This window comes from Actinosynnema sp. NPDC050801, from assembly GCF_040673975.1.
In the GTDB taxonomy this organism is placed as follows: domain Bacteria; phylum Actinomycetota; class Actinomycetes; order Mycobacteriales; family Pseudonocardiaceae; genus Actinosynnema.
In genome coordinates this window covers 52737-70953 of the sequence record NZ_JBFAQZ010000013.1, presented here as the reverse complement: position 1 = coordinate 70953, position 18217 = coordinate 52737, and the positions used below count along the sequence as shown (strand labels likewise).

The following is an 18217-nucleotide window of genomic DNA, read 5'->3' as shown; positions in this document are numbered from 1 at the left end:
CTCGGTCAAAGGGTGACGCGGAGAGCAAGTCGTGTGGATAGTGCACAAGTCGCTCCTCGGACACGCACACTATTCACACGGCCCACAGGTTTGATGATCACATCAGCCTCGTGGGCCGTATGCGTGTAGCGAACTTGCAGGTCAACCGCCCTGTAGAAGCTCGCCACGCTCTCTATCTCAGCATCAGCCAGGGCCGCTCCCACGTTACCCAGCGAGTCGATCATCGCGTGCACCTCGGCGGTGCTGAGCGCGTCCGGTGCCGGTGTTCCCTCCAGTTCCGCCCGCGCGGCAGCTCGAACGGCCTGCGCCTCGTTCATCGGCTCGACCAGTGCCAGCGGGTCAATTCCGGCTTTGATGGCCTCTTGGAACCGGCTCAACTGAGCCTCCGCTTTGGCGAGCCGCGCTTTCGCCGCCTTCCTGCCGTTCGCCGCGCCGTTCGTTCCCTGCGACTCGACCAGGGCGGCAACGGTCCGGTCCCGGTTCTCCGGCGCGAACAATCGCCCGAGCCTGTGCCGCTCGAAAAGTCATTGTTGCTGGTCAAGCGGCGTATCTGTACTCGTTGATGAGTCCGCCCAGGATGCGGGTGCGGTGCAGTCTGTGGGTGTCGAGGTCGTGTACCGCGGTGGGGTGCTGCTGGGCTTCGGGTGGTAGTTGGTCACGGGCCTGGTGGGGTCGGTGTCGGTTGTAGTGGTCTTCGTAGGTCGTGAGGACATGCCGTGCGTGGCTCTCACCGGTGATCAGGATGTGGTCGAGTGCCTCGCGTCGGATGGTGCCGATGACCCGTTCGCAGTGGGCGTTCATCCGAAGTGCCTGCGGCGCGCTTCGGAGCACGTGTAGATCGTCGGCTTGGAAGACGGTGTCGAACGCTTCGCCGTACTTGCCGTCGCGGTCGCGGATCAGGAAGCGCAGGGACGGCGTCCGGTGTCCGAGGTCGGCGGCGAGGTTCCTGGCCTGCTGCGTGGTCGGCGGCGAGGTTCCTGGCCTGCTGCGTGGTCCATGCCTGGGTCGGGTGGGCGGTGACGCCGGTGATGTGCAGGCGCCTGGTGCCGTGTTCGAGGAACACCAGCGCGTACAGACGTGTGCCGAGCACGGTGTCGAGGTAGAGGAAGTCCGCCGCGATCATGCCCTGGGCCTGGGCGGTGAGGAACTCGCGCCAGCTCGGGCCGCAGCGGCGTGGCACCGGGTCGATGCCCGCGTCGTGCAGGATCTGCCAGACCGTCGAGTGGGCGATCCGGTGGCCGAGCCGGGCCAGTTCGCCTTGAATCCGCCGGTGACCCCACCGCGGGTTCTCTCTGGCGAGCCGCAGCACGAACGACTTGATCACCGCTCGAGTTGGTGGACGTCCGGTGCGTCGCCGCGCGGTGTGGTCCCACTTGCGGGCCACGAACCTGCGGTGCCAGGCGAGCAGGGTGCCCGGCGTGACCGGGAAGACCTCCCGCCACCGCCGACGATCCACCAACCCGGACAGGTGCGGCGAACCAGAACCGATCCGCAGGTTCATAGCGGACCGGGCCTGTCAGGTGCCGACGAAGGACCGCATTCTCGTGCCGCAGCACGAGCAGCTCCGCGTCCTCCGCCGCCTCGCTGCGCAGCAAGGCCGACGGGACGGACAGCAACCTCCGGGTCATCTTATACAGCAGGGACACGATCACCCGGACATGCTCTCAACACGGCGACACGCCTTGCTCTACCAGCGACGATGACTTTTCGAGCGGCACCGGTAGAGCGCGGCCAGTTCGGCCGCGGCGGCGTGGTCGGGGTCGGTGATGGTGGTGATCAGGCGGATGGTGTCGGACGGTCCGCGGTCGGTGACCATGTACTCGACCACCCGCACCTGCACCCGCAACTCCTCCAGTCGGAAATGCGACTTGCCCCGCCCCAGGTTGTTCCTGACGTGCTTGGGCAGCAGGAAGGACCGGTAGGAACCGTCCGGCAGCCACTCCGACACCGGTAACTCGACGGTGTCGGTGACCCGCCAGAGCAGGTCCGCGCCCGTCGCGGCGGCGGCGGTCCACATGTCGTAGCCGTAAAAGCCCCGGTCGGCCAGCACCAGCATCCCCGGCTCCATCCGGTCCAGGATCCGGTGCAGCAGTTCGCGTTCCTGCACCCGCCAGGAGTCGAACGCGGCCGCGACGATGGCGTGGGTGCCGCACTCGCCCAACCCCACCGCCCGGGCCTGCGGGAACGCCGTGTCGCCGCGACGATCGAAGACCTTCCGGTTGTCCGGGGTGTCGGGCACGTCCAGCACCACCCCGTCCACCGCCATCACCCGCCACCCGCGCAACCAGGCGCCCTTCGTGCCCGGTTCGGCCATCGGCACCGCGACCCGGTCGAACAACACCGCAACGGCTCCGCACCCAGGCGTTGCCTGGCCTGCGAGATCGCCCCCGTCGCGGCACCCGCCACCCGTCCCTCCACGTGCCCAGAAACCGCAGCCCGTTGACCAGCTTGCGCATCACCTCTTCGTAGGAATCCTCGAAGAACAGACACAACGCCAGCACGTAATAGACCACCACCCGCGCCGGCAGCAACCGCGACCGCTTCTCCCGCCGACCGGTCACCGCCAACACCTCATCCACCAGATCCCGATCGATCAGCCTGGTCAACACACCCAGGCTGATCCCATCGGTGAACCGGCGCTCCACCCCTGACGACACCCCACGCACCGTAGTCACAACACACCCACCACCAGCGCCAACACACCCACAACCACCTAACTAAACGGCATTGGGGTCAATCCAGTTAACGATATCTTTCAACCGAGCCCGACTCTCGGCGACTTCGTTAACCAACTCATGCAGCAGCGCAGAGAGTTCGTCCAGTGGACGTAGGCTGGAATCAAAGACGCGGCGGTGCACAGTCAGTTCATTTAAGTGTTCGAGCACTTCGTGGACGAGTCCGTGAACCTTATTAACGCGGTGTGCGACGTGCTCGCCGCTGTCGTAGTACCCCTCATTGAGCTGGGTAGCTGCCTTGTACAACTGGCGCAGTGTCTCCGAAACCAAGGGCAGTACCTCGATGCCCGTGTCGACGGCGTTTGTCAACTCCGGAGCGAACAGCGCCAGGATTTCCGTGACGCCTGCGGCCCGGTTCGCAGCGCGGCGCAAGCCGGCATCAGGCAGACTCGAGTAGGCCTGAAGATACAGCGACCACAGATGCCGACGCGCCTCCTCAGGGACCACCTCCCCCGCAATGGCGGACAGGACGACTTTCTGATCGGGGCGCAACTTCTCATGGGACGCCTTCAACGCGTCGATTATTCCGCGAGGATCCGGGGCAGCGATCGCCGCGCCGGCCAGCAGATCGAACGGCAGGACATGCTTGTGTTTCGCCACGGCCGTGGCCACCCACGACCAAACTTCCACGTCCATGGGTGCGGCGCGGCTGAGCAGGACCAGCGCGTGCACCGCCTGGTATTCACGCACGTGCGGCAGTGTGGCCGTCAGCAACGTTGGATCCTCGCGAATCCCGGCAAGAACCAAATATTCAGCGAGCACACCGGGACGCACAGGACTCCAGAAGTGGCCGGAGTCCGAACCTTCACTGAAGATGTCGAAAAAGCCAGCAATAAAACGCAACACCTTTTCGTCGTCAAGACCAGTGCAACGCTTGAGTAGCGCCACCGCGTCCGCGCGGTTTTGTGCACCGTAAAGGTTGACCAGCACAAGCAACACATTGAGCACCGTGTCCGGGACATTCCACCCCGACTGCCGAGCGGCTTGGCGCCAGTACCGGTGTTCGTGGCCCAGCAGCATCTCCAGCGTCGACCCGTGGTCCGCCGGTGACAGACCCTCGGCTTCAAGCAACGCGGTGAGAGCATCGACCTGACAGTCCATCGGATATACCCGCATGCCAGTCTCTGCGTAGGGGACGGCCGCAATGTAGCCGACAGCCGAAGCCCAGTCGTGGTCACTATAGTTTGGTAGCGCGGCCAGTTCGGACACCAGGGCGTCAAGCACCCGGTCGAATTCCTTGTCGCCCTGTTCCGGCGACATGGGAGCCGCTGTCAAATGGCTGACCTCTGCGTCGAGCAGCACATCGCCATAGTTGCCGGACCTGCGCCGCAGCAGGGACCACCAGCCTCGGGTCGACCGGGCCAGCAACAGCAGTTTGACTGGGCGCTCCGGCTCGTTGTACACCAGGCTTTCAAGCAGCAGGATGACCAGATCGGGTTTGGTCTCGGCGTAATCGACGACCACCAGTGTCGGTCGCGTCAGCCTGGTCAGGCGTTGCAGGCTGTCCATGGCAGTCGGACGCAGGGTGTCGATGTCGTCCACGAACAGCGCGGCACCACCCTGCCCGTTCACCGCCCGCACCAGTTCATGTGCCAATCGAGTCTTACCCGAACCGGTAGGACCGTGCACCAGTCGCACATCCAGCCCTGGCTTCGTCGCCCAAGTGTAGAGGTCAATCAACTCATCGCCGCGCGGGATGTAAGGCAGCGCAGCCTGAACTGGGCGCAACAACCCCAACGGGGAGCGCGGCGGGCGGACCGGACCAGGCGCGATCCCGGCCAGGTCAACCGCCTCCAGGGGCGGCACCTCGCCCAAGTGTTCTTTCACCGAATCGCGAAATTCTGAATCTCGCAGCAGATGTTCGATCGGCATGGCAACCAGGCGTTGTGCACCAGCCCGTTGCGTCAGCCCGATCACCGCCCCGTGACACAGCACCGGACCTCCGGAGATCCCCGGCCACTGATGAGGGTCGATCGTGAAGGTCTTGCTGTCCACATTGACGTGCATTGCGCCGTGGCGACTGGTCGAGGCGGGGTTGATGTGCCCGTCGGCCTGCTCGAATCCCCACGGCTCGTCCTGACCAGTATCGGTGAGGAAACGCGGAAACCCTTGGACCTCCACCGGCAACCGAGGAGTCTCCGACGCGAGCACCCCCCACCGTACCGGCAGGACTGGGCCCAGGTCATGCTCCCGATCCAGGAGGAGGAGCGCCGCATCCAACTCGGTGTTCCGCCACAGCTCCTCAGCGGGCCACCACGTCGACATCCCGGAATCCGCGATCTCCACGCCCTCGTTCAACACGTGCAATGCGGTCACGACGAGGTCACCGCCAATCCGGAACCCGCTCCCATGCTTTGACGACCGCACGGCTACGACTCGGTCCCCCTGCGATGACACCGTTTGGCCTCCCTTGGCTCGCGCTCACCACACCGATCATTTCTCGTGATCGACCACACTGCGAGTCTGTACAACCGTTGACTATGTCGCGACAGCGTGATCAACAAGGCAAGTCGATCCTTGATGTCGACCATCGACGGGCCACGAGGAGCAGCAGCTTGCATTCTGGCTGGTCAATGCTCGGTATCGACCCGTCCGGCGTCCATGCAGGAGCGGGTTCGTCAAGATGCTCTACTCCTCTACGTCACCGTTCGCAGCCGGCTTCGACTCGTTGTCCTCGGGTGGCGCAGACACGGGCGCATCGTTCCGATGCCACTCTATGGTGATCTTGATGTGCGCCTCGGCGGACGACTTGGCGATGCCGAACGCGCCGCTCAGACCAGCTTTGAGGCCGATTTCCACAGCCACCTTGTCTGGGCGGGGCGGCGGCATGTCGGCGACCCGTGCTGCCACTGTGCGGGCGACGTGGCGAGCCCGCTCGACACCCTGCTCCAAGGTCTCCTGAACCTTCTCCCAGTTCCGCCCGGCCTGCACTGTGCCGTCGTACTCGTCGGTCTCGAACGGCACCAGCTCGCCGTCCTCGGTGCGCACCTCTACGTACTCGGTCACTTCGCTCCTCCGCAGACGTCATCTTGGAAGGCCCGGCAGGCAGATCGCCGGGGTCCGGCTTCAGCCCGCTGCGCCCTACCACGCCGCACACCACATCCAGCCACACGCGCGGGTCACCCGACTCCAAGCCGACCATCCGGTAGCCCGCGAAGGCGTAGGTCCCAACGTACGCAGCGCCCGGCAGCCCTTCCAGACGCGAGTCCTCGCCGCCGAACAAGGCGGGCAGGCCCCACAGCTCGTTCCGCGCCACGCGTGCACCTGTTCGCCGTAACCGTCGTCGTGGAACAATTGAACTGTTGCAGCACCCGAGAGGTACGGCATCCAATCGGGTGAACGACGATGTAGAACGCGGCACCGACACAAAGTGCTCCCCAAGCACGGATGAACCGGCGACACAGGCACGGCAGCACCGTCGATCTGCCGCCCTGCGAGCCCGTGCCAACGGTGATACAACTCTCGACCCGAGGCCGAGCAAGATCAATTCCGCAGCCCGGCGCCTCGGAACCTCCCAGCCGAACATCACCGACACGAGGACCTGGTGAGCACCGACCCCACGACCGTCCGCGCCGCCCGACTGCTCCTCTCCCAACTCGGCCTCACCCCCGAAGACCTCATGTGGGTACCCACAGACCTGCCCACCTTCAACGACTACATCCCCCTGGTCGTAGCCGCCTCCGGCACCGGCGCACCTACGGCACCTACTGGACCCGCATCACCGAGACCTTCGGCGAACGACACCTGGACCAGGTCACCCCGACAGAGATCGAAGGCCTCATGCGCCGCCTGGTCGAGAACCGACGGATCCGACGCAACGACACCGGCGGCCACTCCGTCGCCGAACACCTCGTCTCCGCCACGCGCGCCATCTACAACCGCGCCATCAACGACAACCTCCTCCCACCCCACCACAACCCCGCCGCCAAAGTCCCCAAACCCCGACGACGACCCACCACCCGCCACTCCCTCAGCCCCACCGAAGTCACCGCACTCGCCGACGCCGTCACCGCCAGCGGACGCGACGCCGTCCTGGACACCCTGCTCTTCCGACTCCACCTCGAGACCGCGTGCCGACGCGGCGGAGCACTCGCCCTGCGCGAGGACGACATCGAACCCACCACCTGCCTGATCCAACTCCGCGAGAAGAACACCACCGTCCGCAGGCAACCTGTCAGCCCCACCCTGATCGCATCACTGCTCGCCCACCGCCGGCACCGCGGCAACGGCAAACCCACCCCGAACCGCTGCTGCGACACTGCAACGGCGACCCGATCAACCGCCGCCGCTACGACCGCCTCTAGGAACGCCTCTCCTGGCCGGTGATCGCTTCGAGCGCGCTCTTGACCAGGGTCTCGCCGAGCTTCACCGCAGCAACTTCGACAAAGCCCACCAAGGCGGTCCCTTCCATCCGGCCTCGCTCGGCGGATTATTCCATCGGCCCCGTGACCGCACTTTTGGGGGCACGAGACGGACCTGCAGACCACCCTTACGCTCGAGCACCCCTCACGTCTGCGAGCAACCCCGCAAATTCCAAGCGACATGGACCGCGAATTACAATTCCCTCCGCAGCCAAATGAGACGAAATCATTCTTGCGCGCCGCTGGGCGAGCTGGCCAGACGCGGCATCGACGCCTACCGCGGGATGGCCCTGACCTGCCTGTGCGCCGCCGACCGGCATCACCGGCTCGACACCGAGATCCAGCCCGCGCTGCGCGAGGGCAGGGTAGTGTTGTGTGACCGCTACGTTGCCTCCTCGCTGGTGCTGCAAGGTCTCGACGGACTATCCCGCCGAGGTGGTGTGGCAGCTCAACCGTGGCGTCTACGGCCTGGACCTGTCGGTCATCCTCACCGGCGACGCGGACGTGATCGACTCCCGGCTGCGCGCACGCGGTGCTCAAGCTGCAACAGCGATGCTGGCTGGTCACCTCGCTGGACATCACCACCGACGCGGTGCACAACCTCGCAGCTCTCGTCGTACTGACGGTACGACGGGATAGCGCAGAGGCGAGGTCGGCAGGCGTAACGGGCTGCTGGCGCGCTCGATTACCTGTTGTGATGACACGTGACGGGTCACGGGAGTGGTGGCGTACTAGATGGACGCACTAGTGGCGGCGATCGAGGCGGTCGGTGAGTGGTTCTCGGGCGCGGCGGCCGTGCTCGCGTTCGCCGCGTTCCTGGTCGAGTTCGTGCGCGGACGGTCCGAGACCCGGTCGTTCCGCCCCCTGATCGGGTGGATCACCGCCCTGCTCGGAGGTGTCGCCGTCGCAGTCGCAGTGGTCGCACTGCGAGGGCGCAAGGTGACCGCGTTGTCATCGGACGGGTTGCCGCTCGGCATCGCACTGTTGCTCGGCTTGGCGCTCCTCGTGGTCGGAGCGGCGACGGCGATCCTCACCCCGTCGGCGGACCGGTCGGTGTTGCGCGACATCGCCGCGGCGGTCGAAGCGACGGTGCGGCGGACGCAGGCAGAAAGCGGGTTCGTCCCGTCGAACCACGTGCCCCTGCCACTGGACGTTTCCGACGGGCTGGCGTGGTTGAGTCGGGGACGGACGTCGACGGTCCGTGAGCTGTCCACGTCGCGGATGGCCACGGCGTCGGTCGCTGTGGTGGCAGGGGTGCCGGGCAGCGGCAAGAGCGTCGCATTGTGGCAGTTCGCGGCCGATGCCTGCCGCCGCGTGCGGCAACGGCGCAGGCCGCGCGAACTGGTCGTATACGTGTCGGTACGGATGCTGCCCAGGGTCGGCGGCCCCATCGACCAAGACCTCGTCCGTGACCACCTCAAGCGGTCGGTGTCGGAGGGCAACTCGGCGTTGGGCAGCAAACTGGAGGCCTACCTTGACAACCCCGGCGGACCTCGCTGGGTGTTCCTGTTCGACCTCGACGCAGAACTGACGCGCGAGCAGGAGGTCGCTTACTTCGAGGCGCTCCGGAACTTCATGCGTCACCGCGACCGTGACCGCGCCCTGGTCGCGGTGAGGGACCAGTTCCCCGACGCGCGCCCGGTCTTCACCGTGCGACCGCCAGATCGCCACCGGACCCGTGTGCTGCTGGAAAAGCAAGGCCTCACCGTCACCGCGCTGGTCGATAACGAGCTCGCCGAGTTGCTCGCCACACCGGAACTGATCATGAAGTTCGGGGTGCATGTCCTCGACGCGCCCGCCGGGACGGACATCGGCAGTGTCGTGGAGTCGTTCATCGGCACCCGGCTGGACCGGCACGCAGCCGTCGGTCAGACAGCGGTGGCACTGCGCGAGCGGGCAGAGGCGACGGCCTATCGCGTGATCATGGCCGAGGCGGGTGAGCACGAGGCCGCGGCATTGCTGGCGGCGCAGTTGGGTGCGGTGGAACGCGGCGGTTTCACGTTCCGCTTCCCGATCGTGGGAACCCATCTGGCCGCAGGCTACGTCGTGCGTACCCGCCTGGCGCCCGCGCTGCCGGTCATGGTGCGCAACGAATCCACCCGAGCGCTGCTCATCACTGTCCTGCGCCGCGCCGACGATACCTATACGGCATCCCTGATGCAGGCCGTGGACGACCTCGTGGCGCAGCGCTGCGGCGCGCCGGACCCCGCCTTATCGGCTACCCTGCCCCCGCTGGGCTCCTTCCGCTGGGACCAGGAGGTGCTGCACGTCCTGGAGGTCGTCTCCGCAGCGGCGTTCACACGACCGGCCCTGCCGATCTCGCCAGGGCTGCGGGCGTCGGTGGACCAGGTGGTGTGGCAGGCGGTCTTCGGCGGCGGTCGGCACGAGCGGGACCTCGCACTGGACCTACTGCCACTCTGCTCACCGGACCACGTTCTCGCGTTGTACCGGCAAGCCAGGTCGTTGCACTACGACGAGCGAACGACCTCGATCATCGCGTCCTACCTGCGGGTCGACCTGGCAAGGACAACGTTCGCGGAGCGGTTCGTCATAGTGGCGCAGGGAGTGAGCACGTGGCTGGACGCACCGCTCCCGCTTCCCGCGCGCCACGAGCGGGGCATTCTGGTTGACCTGCTGGAAGCGTCCGCCAAGGTGGCGATGGCCACTCTGGCGGGAGGGGCGGTGCTGCTGCTGTCTCAGGCGACGAGAGCCGCACACGTACCAGGTGTGCTGACCCTCTGCGGCTTGGCGGCAGGGCTGGCGGCGCTCGCTTGGCGGCTGCGCAAGGGTCTCGAGCGCATGACGACGTCGGACGCGATCACTTTGGTCGCGACCGGGATAGTGGGCAGCGCCCTGGTCTTTGCGCTCACGGTGAACGCCCTCTTCGCCCTGGTGGTCGAGGCGACCGAGCTCGACTTCGTCGGTCTCGCCGGCAGCGTCATCTTCGTGTGGGCCTTCGCGTGGCCGATCACCATGTTCGCCGCGGTGCTGCACGACAATCCGCCGCGCGGCAAGCAGTGGCTGCTGCCGCACCGTGTGTTGTTGCGTGTTCCGGACTACCGGCCGGAGTGGGGTCGTCACGCGGATTCGTGGCGTGATCGTCTGCGCGCAGTGCGGACCGCTCCCCGGATCGTTCTGCTGATCCTCGCTGCCGCGGTCTTCGCGGTGCTGCCGGTGGACATGCCGATCCGCGGCGAGGTCGAGATCCTCATCGATGTGCCCGCCCTCCTGCTCGTCCTCGCGGCCGTCGGCTTCACCTTGCGCGGCCGCAAGAGCGCGCTGACCCCGATGGACGTCATCAACCGGCAGGTCTTCGCCGGCACCCTGACCGAGGAGCAGTTGTTCGCCGAGATCCGCCAGCGCGCCGAGCACGGCTCGGGCCAGTTATTGCGCCTGTTCACCGTGCTCGCGACGGCTCCGGCTGGCTCGCTGCGCAACTGCGTCCACGTGTTGCAGTCGCTGGACAACGTGCTGGAGTTCCTCGAACGTACCCTGCCCAAGCCAGCCAAGTCCTTCCGGACCCAACCCGCTCGTCCCGACCTGTGGCGCTACGCCCCTCCCACGCAACCCGCAGACTTGCTGCCGTGGGCGGTCGAACGCGATCGCGAGGGCCACGGGTTCATGGTGTCGCTCGCTAACTCGCAACGACACCGCGCGCTGCTAGGCGACGCCATCCGCAATGCCAACGCCGACATTGAGGTTCCGCCCGCCGAGCCGTACCAGGTCGATCCCGCCGTCGCCGACTGATTCAGACAGTGCAGTAACTCGTGGAGCGACAATGAACCCGCTCGACGCCTTTCAGTACCCGTTCGACGACCGGGTGGCCCAGCAACTGCACCGCACGCTCACGACGCTGTACCCGAAGTCGCAGGCGGTCCAGCTGGTGGCCCGGCAAGCAGGCCTGGACATGGCCCAGATCGATAGCGAGCAGCCGCCGACCTACCTGTGGATGGACGCCCTCACACAGGCTGCGGCGGAGGGACGCACCCGCGCCCTGGTCACGGCGGCCAGCAAGGCGCTGGCCGACGTCAATCCCGCCAAACCGTTCCTGGCCGACTTGCTCGCGGATCGGCCGACAAGGCTGTCCAGCGAACCGGTCAGCGCGACCGGGCAACCGGTGTTCGACGACCACGTCACCGAGCCGGAAGCCCTGCTGTACCAGGACGACCTCACCATCCAGATCGGCCGGGTGCCCGGCCTGACCACGACCCTGGAGCGCCTTGTCGCGGTCGCTCCCGCGGTGTGCCTGCTCAACGTGTGGGTGGGCGGCGACGAGCAGTACGGCACGGGCTTTCGCATCGGCGAGGACCTCCTGCTCACCAACTGGCACGTGCTGCACAACAGCGAGACCGACGCCGCCGCTGCCACCGTGACCGCCGAGTTCGGGTTCGAGGACGACGGCCGGGGCGGCATCGTCGGCGCGACCCAGATCTTGTGCGACGCCACCGACGTGGTCTCCGACAAGGACGATGACTGGGCCGTGATCCGCATGACCACACCATTGGACGAGCGCTGGCCGATCATCATCCCGTCCCGGTCGGTTGCGCCAGCCAAGGACGGACAGGCGTTCGTGGTGCAGCCCCCCGGGGTCAACGCAAGCGGCTCGGCTTCGCCCGCAACCAGGTGACCTACTTCGACGACAGGAAGGTTCACTACCTCACCGACACCCAGGTGGGCTCGTCGGGCGCGCCGGTCTTCAACGCCACAGGCGACCTGATCGCCGTCCACCACGCGGGCGGTCGTCCTCAGGAGGTCGCCGGCAAGCCACTCATGCGCAAGAACGAAGGCATCCGGGCATCCCGGATCGCCTCCGCCTTGGCCGCCCACCGGGTCGCCTGACGCTCCCGGAACGCGGTTCAGCCGAGGTGCAGGCGTTCTATCCGGTGGACGTGCCCCGCCTGGACGTCCTGTCCTCGGACGAGGGCGTGCAGGTGCGCGGCCGGGGCGCGATGCCAGCCGTGGAACCGACCACCGCCGAGGAGGCGCGTCGGTTCTCCGGCGAGCTCCACCGGCTGCACACCGATCCGGCGGCGGACGGCCAGCTGTCGGTGGTGCGGCGCGCGCCGCACGGCCGGTGCTGGGCATCGCGCCGTTCAGCTTCCGCTGAACTTGGTGGCATACAAGGTTGGGCCCGCACTGGCGGTGGGCACGCCGATCGGGGTCAAGCCCGCGCCAGCGACACCGCTGGTGGCGCTGCTGCTCGGCGACCTGCCGGCCGAGCACCGGCCTGCCTGTCGGCTCGTGGTCGGTGCTGCCGGTGCCGAACGAGGCGGCGGGCGCGCTGGCCGAGGACTCCGGCTGCCGGTGGTGTCGTTCAATGGATCCGGCTGCACCGACCGAGTGGCGCATCAGCACGTGCTCCACTCGGACGCGCTGCGGCCCCGCCACCGTCTCATCGCGGTTGCGCTGACGCGCGGCTACGCCCGTGCCCGACCGATCACCGACACCGATCGTCACCGGATCGTTCGGATGCCCGGCGTGCCCGAACCGGTCTGGCTGCTCGACGCCCGGGTGACGGCCACCGAGGCGCTGTTCCGCGCGCTGATGGCGGTGCCGTCGCTGCAACGGAAGGAGTGCCGCCGATTGGTGCTGGACCCATTGCCGCAGGTCATCACCGCCGTGCCGCACCATCCCATCACCAGGTTGCACGGGCGGACTGCTGATGACATGCCTGGAGCATCGAGTTGATGACCCACGTGACCTGCCTGGCCGTGCAGTACCACCCGGCGGTGGTGGCGCGCAGAAGCGGCGACGGTGCAGCTGTTGTCCGGCAACCGGTTCACGCTGGGCATCGGGCCCGGCAGAACCTGAACGCGCACTTGATCGGCCACGGGTGGCCTCCGGTGACGTGTGGCACAAGTCGCTGCGGGAAGCGATGAAGATCATCTCGTAACTGGTTGACGCGGGTACGTCAACTACTCGGACCAGCACTTTTAGGCGGATTCGGCGACGCTGTGGTGCCTGCCGGAGCAACGCGTGCCGGACGCGGCGTCAGGGGGCAGCCGGCGCACACGTTCGCACCCCTGGCCGACCGCGACGCGGCGGTATCGCGGGCGCACGAGCAGTTTCCGCTGGTTCGTTGGCGGCTGAAGGCTCGACTCCAAGCCGCCCGGCACGGTCGGGTTTGCAACTCCGGCTCCAACACCCTCTCCATCATGACCCTCACCCACCCCTGACCGACAACAACGGGGCCGGTCCTCCACCGGGCCCGGCCCCGTCGCCAACAGCTATGCATGGTGGTCGCCGACGATGTAGCGCCAGAACGTGACGTTGCTGCGGGTCGTCCGCACTTCCAGATCATCGCTGTCGGCCACTTTCAGCCGGTCGGCCAGCAGCTCCTCGAAGGCCAGCAACGCGCCCACGGCGTCGCCGGTGTCCCCGAGCCGTCGGGCGAGGTGGCCGCGGGTCGTCAGGGTCAGCGGGTGTCTCGGCCCCAGCAGCCGCGCCTGATCGTCCACCAGCTCGCGCAACGCCGCCGTCGCCCCGGTCAAGTCGCCGAGTTCCCCTTGCCAGAACGCGATGTTGTTGCGCACGGTCAGCGTGTCGACGTGCCTCGGACCGACGACACGCGCCAGTTCGACCACCAGCTCGCGCAAGGCGACCAACGCCGCCTGGGTCTCACCCGCTTCGGCGCGGCTCATCCACAGGTTGTTCCGGGTAGCCAGGACCGACGGGTGGTGCGGCCCGAACGCCTTCACCTGGTCGTGCAGCAGCCGCTCGAACGCTTCGGCCGCCGCGACGGGGTCACCGGTCTCGGCTCGTAGGAAAGCGATCCGACCCCTGGTGGCCATCGTGTCCGGGTGCAAGCGTCCCAGCAGCCGGGTCTGGTCGGTCAGCACCTTGCGCAACGCCGCCAGGACGTCCGTTGGCGTCATGACGACGCCGTAGGCGGTCAACTGGTACCGGCCCCGCCGAATTTCCAGCTGGCTGCGCGTGCTCATCGTGTCCTGGTCGTCCGCGCCCAGCACGCGTTCTTGATCGGAGACCACCCTCTCCAGCAGGAACGCCGCGTCGGTGGGCGACCCGGCCCGACCGGCCCACGTCGCCGCCATCGACCGGATGGCCAGCGTGTCGCGGTGTTCGGGACCCAGCCGGTCCACGGCGACCGCCTCCAGCCGGTCCAGGTGCTCCCGCGCCTCGACCGGTCGACCGGCTTCACCGAGGCTCTCGGCGACCCGCCGCAGCACCGGGTGGCACCCCGACGACCACAGCCACCCCGCGGCGACCGCGTGCAGGACCGCCGTGTTCGCGCGCAGCGCCTCCGCCAGCTGGGCGTCGGTCTCCACAGACGGCCAGGCCTCCAACATCGCCCTCGCCACGACGTCCGCCAGTGCTGCCAACCGCTCGTCGTCCAGGGCGTCGCGGGTGGCCCGTTGGACGAGGTTGTGCACCCGGACCTCGCCGTGCAGCCGGTCGGGCCGGACGGTCACCACGCTCAACCGACTCAGGCACGTCAACGCGTCCCGCGCCTGTTCCGCGTCCACCTCCCGCCCCACGACGCCCGCGAGGTGGCCGAGCACTGCGGGCGTGACCAGCACCGCCGCGGGGATCCCGTCGGGGTTGAGCAGGGCCGCGACCTCCAGCAGCGGGCCGGCCAGCCCTTCCGGCGCCAGTCGATCCGCCAACTCGACCGACAACGACCACGTCGTCGCGACCGTGCCGTGGTACTCGTCGGGCACCGCGCCCGGCTCCGGCAACAACGCCGCCAACTGCCGCCGCGTGTCGTCGAACCTCCGCACGTACTCCAGACAGGTGAGGTGCCGGTCGATCAGGTAGGCCACCGCCTGCGCCAACGCCAGCGGCAGGTGCCGCACGCGCTGCGCCAACTCCACCGCACCGTCCCCGAGCCCGGGGTGCGACGCGAGCTTGGCCGCCAGGTAGGCGGCGGACTCGTCGGTCGTGAACATGCCCACGGGCAGCACCAGCCTGCCACCGCGCAACGCGGCGTCCGACCGGCGGGTCGTCACCAGCGTCCGGCCGAACCCGGTGGTGGGCGGCCACAACCCGTCGACGTCGCCGGGCACCCTGACGTCGTCCAACACGATCAGCCACCGAACCCGCGCGGACACCAGCCAGCCCATCAACCGCCGAGCGCCCACGGCGGGGTCGGCGTCCTCGACGCCGGTCAAGTCCGCGGCCAGCGTCGCGTAGTCCGCCACCAAGGTCCCGCGGTCCGTCGCGGTCAGCCACACCAGCAGGTCGACCGCCCCGGTGACCCAGGCGTTCTCGGCGTGATCGACAGCCAGCTGCGTCTTGCCCGCGCCCCCCGGCCCCGACAACACGACGGTGCGGGCGTCGTCCACCTCCAACGCCAACCGCCGCGGCTGAAACGCATCCGCACGAGGGGGCACCCGCCCGAACCGGTACGGCAACCGCGCGGTCGTCCGTGGCAGGTGCCCGTACTGGTGCACATCGCCTTTGATCACGCCGGCCTGCAACAGCAGCTCCGGACTCCCGCTGGCGACGCTGTTGGACACGTCACCGGCCGACGCCTCGTCGTGTCCGTCGACCATGACGCAGATCATGCCGTGAAACCGGCGTGCCGGACCGAACAGGCCGACGTCGCAGACCCGATCGTCAACGGACAGTTCGGCATGGCCGCCCCATCGACCGGACCCGTCAACGACCACCCGTCCGTTGATCAGCCGGTCGACAACATCATCCAGTTGACACCGAAGGCCGACGTCGGACACCACTGCCCGGTCGTCCATCCGGCGGATCTCAGCGGGGTCTCAGCCTGTTAGGCTCCGATGGAAGTTCATGTGGATTGGGGCCCACTGTCGACGGACTTCACACAATGAATACTCAGGGGATTCGTGATCCGTTCTTTGAAGATTTCGGCGATCGCGTCTGCCTTAATCGGCTCGTTCCTCGTGCTCGGCGGCGGCACCGCGAACGCCGATCCGTACTGGCAGCCGGTCACGCAGACCAGCGCATTCCACTGCACCTCCGTTCCGCATCCGACGCACAATGTCGTCGTCAAGTCGTGCGTGGTGGTGAACAACACCGCCACGCAGGCCGTGGCAATCGTCGCCAACTACGGCACGTCAGCGGTTTCGCTTGCGGCGCCACACGTGGCGCTCTACGTGAACGGTCCCATCACCTACGACCGGGATTGCCTGTCCAGCACTCTCAGCGGCGGCTACACGCGAGCTTGTTTCGCGCCGACCCAGACCCGACCGTGCAGCGCGGTGGTGGACGCGTGGTCCAACGTTCTCGTCCAAGGTACAGTTTCGAAATCTGGTCACCCACCCGCCAGATGTGCACCTGACCAAACAGCATGCCGAAGTAATGCCAGTGAGATCGATTTCGCCGCCACCGAAGCGATCACCGAAGCCACGCGCACCCTCGCCAACTTCGATTTGTGGCGGTACACCTCAGACTCACTGAGATCACTTCGGCGTGCCCGCCCCACTTCGTCCAAGACCTGGTCTTACTTGACTTGGGTGAAGGCTCATATTATAACTACAAGGCTGGCGAGCTCGTAATTCCCGTCCACCAGGTTGAACCCGAACCCGGTGCATTCCATCCGTATCCTGCTGGGGTCATCACGCAGCCACCGTATCGACGCGGACCACCGGCCAGGGTGCATCGGCGCAGCCGCACGGACTTCCCTACCGTGGTGTCCACCTCGTCGCGTCCGAACAGCTCCTCCTCCAGCTCACGGAGCAGGGTGGCGCTGACCCGAGCGTCCGCACGCACATCTGTCAACGGCTGGTGGAAGCCCTTCGGAACAACGGCCAGCCGCCCGGACGTGTTGAGCACATGCCCAGACCGCTCCTGCACCAGCAGCGCTGTGCTTGCCGAAAATGTCGTCCGTGCAGGTCAGGCGGCGTGGTGTTACTCGTTGAGTATGCCGCCCAGTCGTTGCCGTCGGCGGACGTCGAGTCGGGTGATCGCTGCTTGATCGGTGACGACTCGTGGAAAAGCGCGTAGTGGTCGTGCGTTGCCGATGCCTTGGTGGGGTCGGTGGGTGTTGTAATACTTCTCGTACTCGCGCAGGGCGTGGAGGAGGTGCCGCCGGTTCCAGATGAGGGTGCGGTCGAGGAGTTCGTGGCGGCAGCTGCGGATCCAGCGTTCCATGATCGCGTTATGCGGGGGATGCGGACACCGCTGAGGACGACTTTGACGCCCGCCTCGGCGAGGATGTGGTCGAACAGGGCGGGGTACATCCCGTCGCGGTCCCGGATCAGGAAGCGCACGTGTCGGCCTTCGTCTTCGAGGTCCATGACGAGGTTTCTGGCGGCTTGGGTAACCCAGGTGGCGGTGGGGTGCGCGGTGGCGCCGAGGACGCGGACCCGGCGGTTGGCGTGCTCGATGACCGCGAGCACGTACAGGCGGGCGCCGTTCAGGGTGGAGGTCTCGAAGAAGTCGCAGGCCAGGAGTGCGTCGGCCTGGGAGCGGAGGAAGTCCGACCAGGTCGTCGTGGTGCGTTCGGGGGCCGGGTCGATTCCGGCGTCCTGGAGGATTTGCCAGACGGTGGAGGCTGCAACCTTGATGCCGACGCCGTGGATGCGGCGGTAGCCCCAGGGGGGTTCTCCCGTGCCAGGCGTAGGGCCAGGAGTCGGATCGAGCGGATGGTCCGCGGTCGGCCGGGCCGCAGGGGACGGGACCTGGCAGCGTGGCGGCGAGTGAGGAGGTCGCGGTGCCACCGCAGCACCGTCTCCGGGCGCACCAGCAGTCGGAGCCGACGAAGCACATCGACCGGGAGTCGGTGCAGCAGCGCCGCGAGCAACGCACGGTCGCCGGGCGAGAACCGCGGACGCTTGTTACCCAGTTGGCGTTCCAGGGTCGAGATCTGGTGGCGCAGCGCCAGGATCTCCGTGTCCTTGTCCCGGTCGCTCATGGACAGCAGACGCAGTAACGCGAACGCGTTGGTCACGCTCAGATAGGCCAGTCGGAGCAGCGCAGCCGGTCATCATGCCGTGCTGGCCGACACCACGGCGGATGGCAGCCGTGACCCTGAGCGCCTCGGGGCCCTGGGTGTCGCGCTTCCTCTACCTGCATGGATGAGGTTATCGGCAGGCACAAGGTTCCGGAGGGCTGCTCCAGAAAACCTCGAGCCGTCAGCGACGACGAAGCCAGCGAGCCGACCGCGGCACCGTCTCCCGACACCGTGCA

The 18217-nt window shown here is 67.3% G+C and carries 15 protein-coding genes and 3 pseudogenes; 7 read left to right on the top strand and 11 right to left on the bottom strand.

Annotated features, from left to right (window positions below; translation table 11 throughout):
* Positions 1-5 precede the first annotated feature (5 nt).
* The 7 genes and pseudogenes from AB0K14_RS26540 to AB0K14_RS26510 form a co-directional block, all read right to left on the bottom strand.
* Entirely contained in the window at positions 6-497 is a 492-nt protein-coding gene (locus tag AB0K14_RS26540; RefSeq protein WP_360455726.1) for a hypothetical protein, read from the bottom strand.
* Positions 498-537: 40 nt separating this feature from the next.
* A complete protein-coding gene (locus tag AB0K14_RS26535; protein ID WP_360455723.1) occupies positions 538-801 on the bottom strand; it encodes an integrase core domain-containing protein in 264 nt (87 codons plus the stop codon).
* Positions 728-1501 carry a helix-turn-helix domain-containing protein gene (locus AB0K14_RS26530; RefSeq protein WP_360455720.1) on the bottom strand — a complete coding sequence of 258 codons (774 nt, stop codon included), beginning with the start codon at positions 1499-1501 and terminating at the stop codon, positions 728-730. The genes AB0K14_RS26535 and AB0K14_RS26530 overlap by 74 nt, the downstream gene beginning before the upstream one ends.
* Positions 1502-1687: 186 nt before the next feature.
* Positions 1688-2341, bottom strand: coding sequence for an IS4 family transposase (locus tag AB0K14_RS26525; RefSeq protein WP_360455718.1), 654 nt, complete (start codon positions 2339-2341; stop codon positions 1688-1690).
* 85 nt (positions 2342-2426) lie between these two features.
* A pseudogene (locus AB0K14_RS26520) lies at positions 2427-2609 on the bottom strand (transposase domain-containing protein); the annotation flags it as partial.
* A 108-nt stretch (positions 2610-2717) separates the two neighbouring features.
* The gene (locus AB0K14_RS26515) at positions 2718-5102 is read right to left on the bottom strand and encodes a trypsin-like peptidase domain-containing protein (RefSeq protein ID WP_360455715.1); all 2385 of its coding nucleotides are present in this window, start codon (positions 5100-5102) and stop codon (positions 2718-2720) included.
* A 261-nt stretch (positions 5103-5363) separates the two neighbouring features.
* The gene (locus tag AB0K14_RS26510; protein WP_360455712.1) at positions 5364-5741 is read right to left on the bottom strand and encodes a CU044_2847 family protein; all 378 of its coding nucleotides are present in this window, start codon (positions 5739-5741) and stop codon (positions 5364-5366) included.
* A gap of 774 nt (positions 5742-6515) precedes the next feature.
* Here AB0K14_RS26510 and AB0K14_RS26505 point away from each other — a divergent pair.
* The 5 genes from AB0K14_RS26505 to AB0K14_RS26485 all read left to right on the top strand — a co-directional run bounded on the left by AB0K14_RS26505 (position 6516) and on the right by AB0K14_RS26485 (position 11935).
* Complete coding sequence (locus tag AB0K14_RS26505; RefSeq protein WP_360455709.1) at positions 6516-7061, top strand: hypothetical protein; 546 nt, start codon at positions 6516-6518, stop codon at positions 7059-7061.
* 250 nt (positions 7062-7311) lie between these two features.
* On the top strand, positions 7312-7719 hold the full coding sequence (locus AB0K14_RS26500; protein WP_360455706.1) for a hypothetical protein: 408 nt from the start codon (positions 7312-7314) through the stop codon (positions 7717-7719).
* Positions 7720-7831: 112 nt separating this feature from the next.
* The gene (locus AB0K14_RS26495; protein ID WP_360455703.1) at positions 7832-10843 is read left to right on the top strand and encodes a hypothetical protein; all 3012 of its coding nucleotides are present in this window, start codon (positions 7832-7834) and stop codon (positions 10841-10843) included.
* A 31-nt stretch (positions 10844-10874) separates the two neighbouring features.
* On the top strand, positions 10875-11723 hold the full coding sequence (locus AB0K14_RS26490) for an effector-associated domain EAD1-containing protein (RefSeq protein ID WP_360455700.1): 849 nt from the start codon (positions 10875-10877) through the stop codon (positions 11721-11723).
* Positions 11720-11935 carry a hypothetical protein gene (locus AB0K14_RS26485; protein ID WP_360455697.1) on the top strand — a complete coding sequence of 72 codons (216 nt, stop codon included), beginning with the start codon at positions 11720-11722 and terminating at the stop codon, positions 11933-11935. The genes AB0K14_RS26490 and AB0K14_RS26485 overlap by 4 nt, the downstream gene beginning before the upstream one ends.
* Positions 11936-11952: 17 nt before the next feature.
* Here AB0K14_RS26485 and AB0K14_RS26480 read toward each other — a convergent pair whose 3' ends face one another.
* Positions 11953-12165 (bottom strand): hypothetical protein, encoded by a 213-nt coding sequence (locus AB0K14_RS26480; RefSeq protein WP_360455914.1) that lies wholly within the window; start codon positions 12163-12165, stop codon positions 11953-11955.
* Between AB0K14_RS26480 and AB0K14_RS26475 the strand changes: the two are divergent.
* Positions 12070-12424 (top strand): annotated as a pseudogene (locus AB0K14_RS26475) (aldehyde dehydrogenase family protein); the annotation flags it as partial. The gene AB0K14_RS26480 and the pseudogene AB0K14_RS26475 overlap by 96 nt on opposite strands.
* Positions 12425-13323: 899 nt before the next feature.
* On the opposite strand, the gene AB0K14_RS26470 reads toward AB0K14_RS26475, so the two are convergent.
* Positions 13324-15609, bottom strand: coding sequence for a tetratricopeptide repeat protein (locus tag AB0K14_RS26470; protein ID WP_360455694.1), 2286 nt, complete (start codon positions 15607-15609; stop codon positions 13324-13326).
* Positions 15610-15912: 303 nt separating this feature from the next.
* On the opposite strand from AB0K14_RS26470, the gene AB0K14_RS26465 reads away from it, so the two are divergent.
* Positions 15913-16584, top strand: coding sequence for a hypothetical protein (locus AB0K14_RS26465; protein WP_360455691.1), 672 nt, complete (start codon positions 15913-15915; stop codon positions 16582-16584).
* Here AB0K14_RS26465 and AB0K14_RS26460 read toward each other — a convergent pair.
* Together AB0K14_RS26460 and AB0K14_RS26455 are read right to left on the bottom strand one after the other, a co-directional pair.
* A pseudogene (locus tag AB0K14_RS26460) lies at positions 16557-16888 on the bottom strand (transcriptional regulator); the annotation flags it as partial. The gene AB0K14_RS26465 and the pseudogene AB0K14_RS26460 overlap by 28 nt on opposite strands.
* Before the next feature lie 48 nt (positions 16889-16936).
* A complete protein-coding gene (locus AB0K14_RS26455; RefSeq protein ID WP_360455688.1) occupies positions 16937-17179 on the bottom strand; it encodes an integrase core domain-containing protein in 243 nt (80 codons plus the stop codon).
* Positions 17180-18217: the final 1038 nt, after the last annotated feature.

Coding starts and splice junctions, on each gene's coding strand:
- AB0K14_RS26455 (WP_360455688.1), bottom strand. CDS start 17,179: ATGGAACGCTGGATCCGCAGCTGCCGCCACGAACTCCTCGACCGCACC.
- AB0K14_RS26500 (WP_360455706.1), top strand. CDS start 7,312: ATGAGACGAAATCATTCTTGCGCGCCGCTGGGCGAGCTGGCCAGACGC.
- AB0K14_RS26530 (WP_360455720.1), bottom strand. CDS start 1,501: ATGAACCTGCGGATCGGTTCTGGTTCGCCGCACCTGTCCGGGTTGGTG.
- AB0K14_RS26535 (WP_360455723.1), bottom strand. CDS start 801: ATGAACGCCCACTGCGAACGGGTCATCGGCACCATCCGACGCGAGGCA.
- AB0K14_RS26490 (WP_360455700.1), top strand. CDS start 10,875: ATGAACCCGCTCGACGCCTTTCAGTACCCGTTCGACGACCGGGTGGCC.
- AB0K14_RS26495 (WP_360455703.1), top strand. CDS start 7,832: ATGGACGCACTAGTGGCGGCGATCGAGGCGGTCGGTGAGTGGTTCTCG.
- AB0K14_RS26505 (WP_360455709.1), top strand. CDS start 6,516: ATGCGCCGCCTGGTCGAGAACCGACGGATCCGACGCAACGACACCGGC.
- AB0K14_RS26470 (WP_360455694.1), bottom strand. CDS start 15,609: ATGGTCGACGGACACGACGAGGCGTCGGCCGGTGACGTGTCCAACAGC.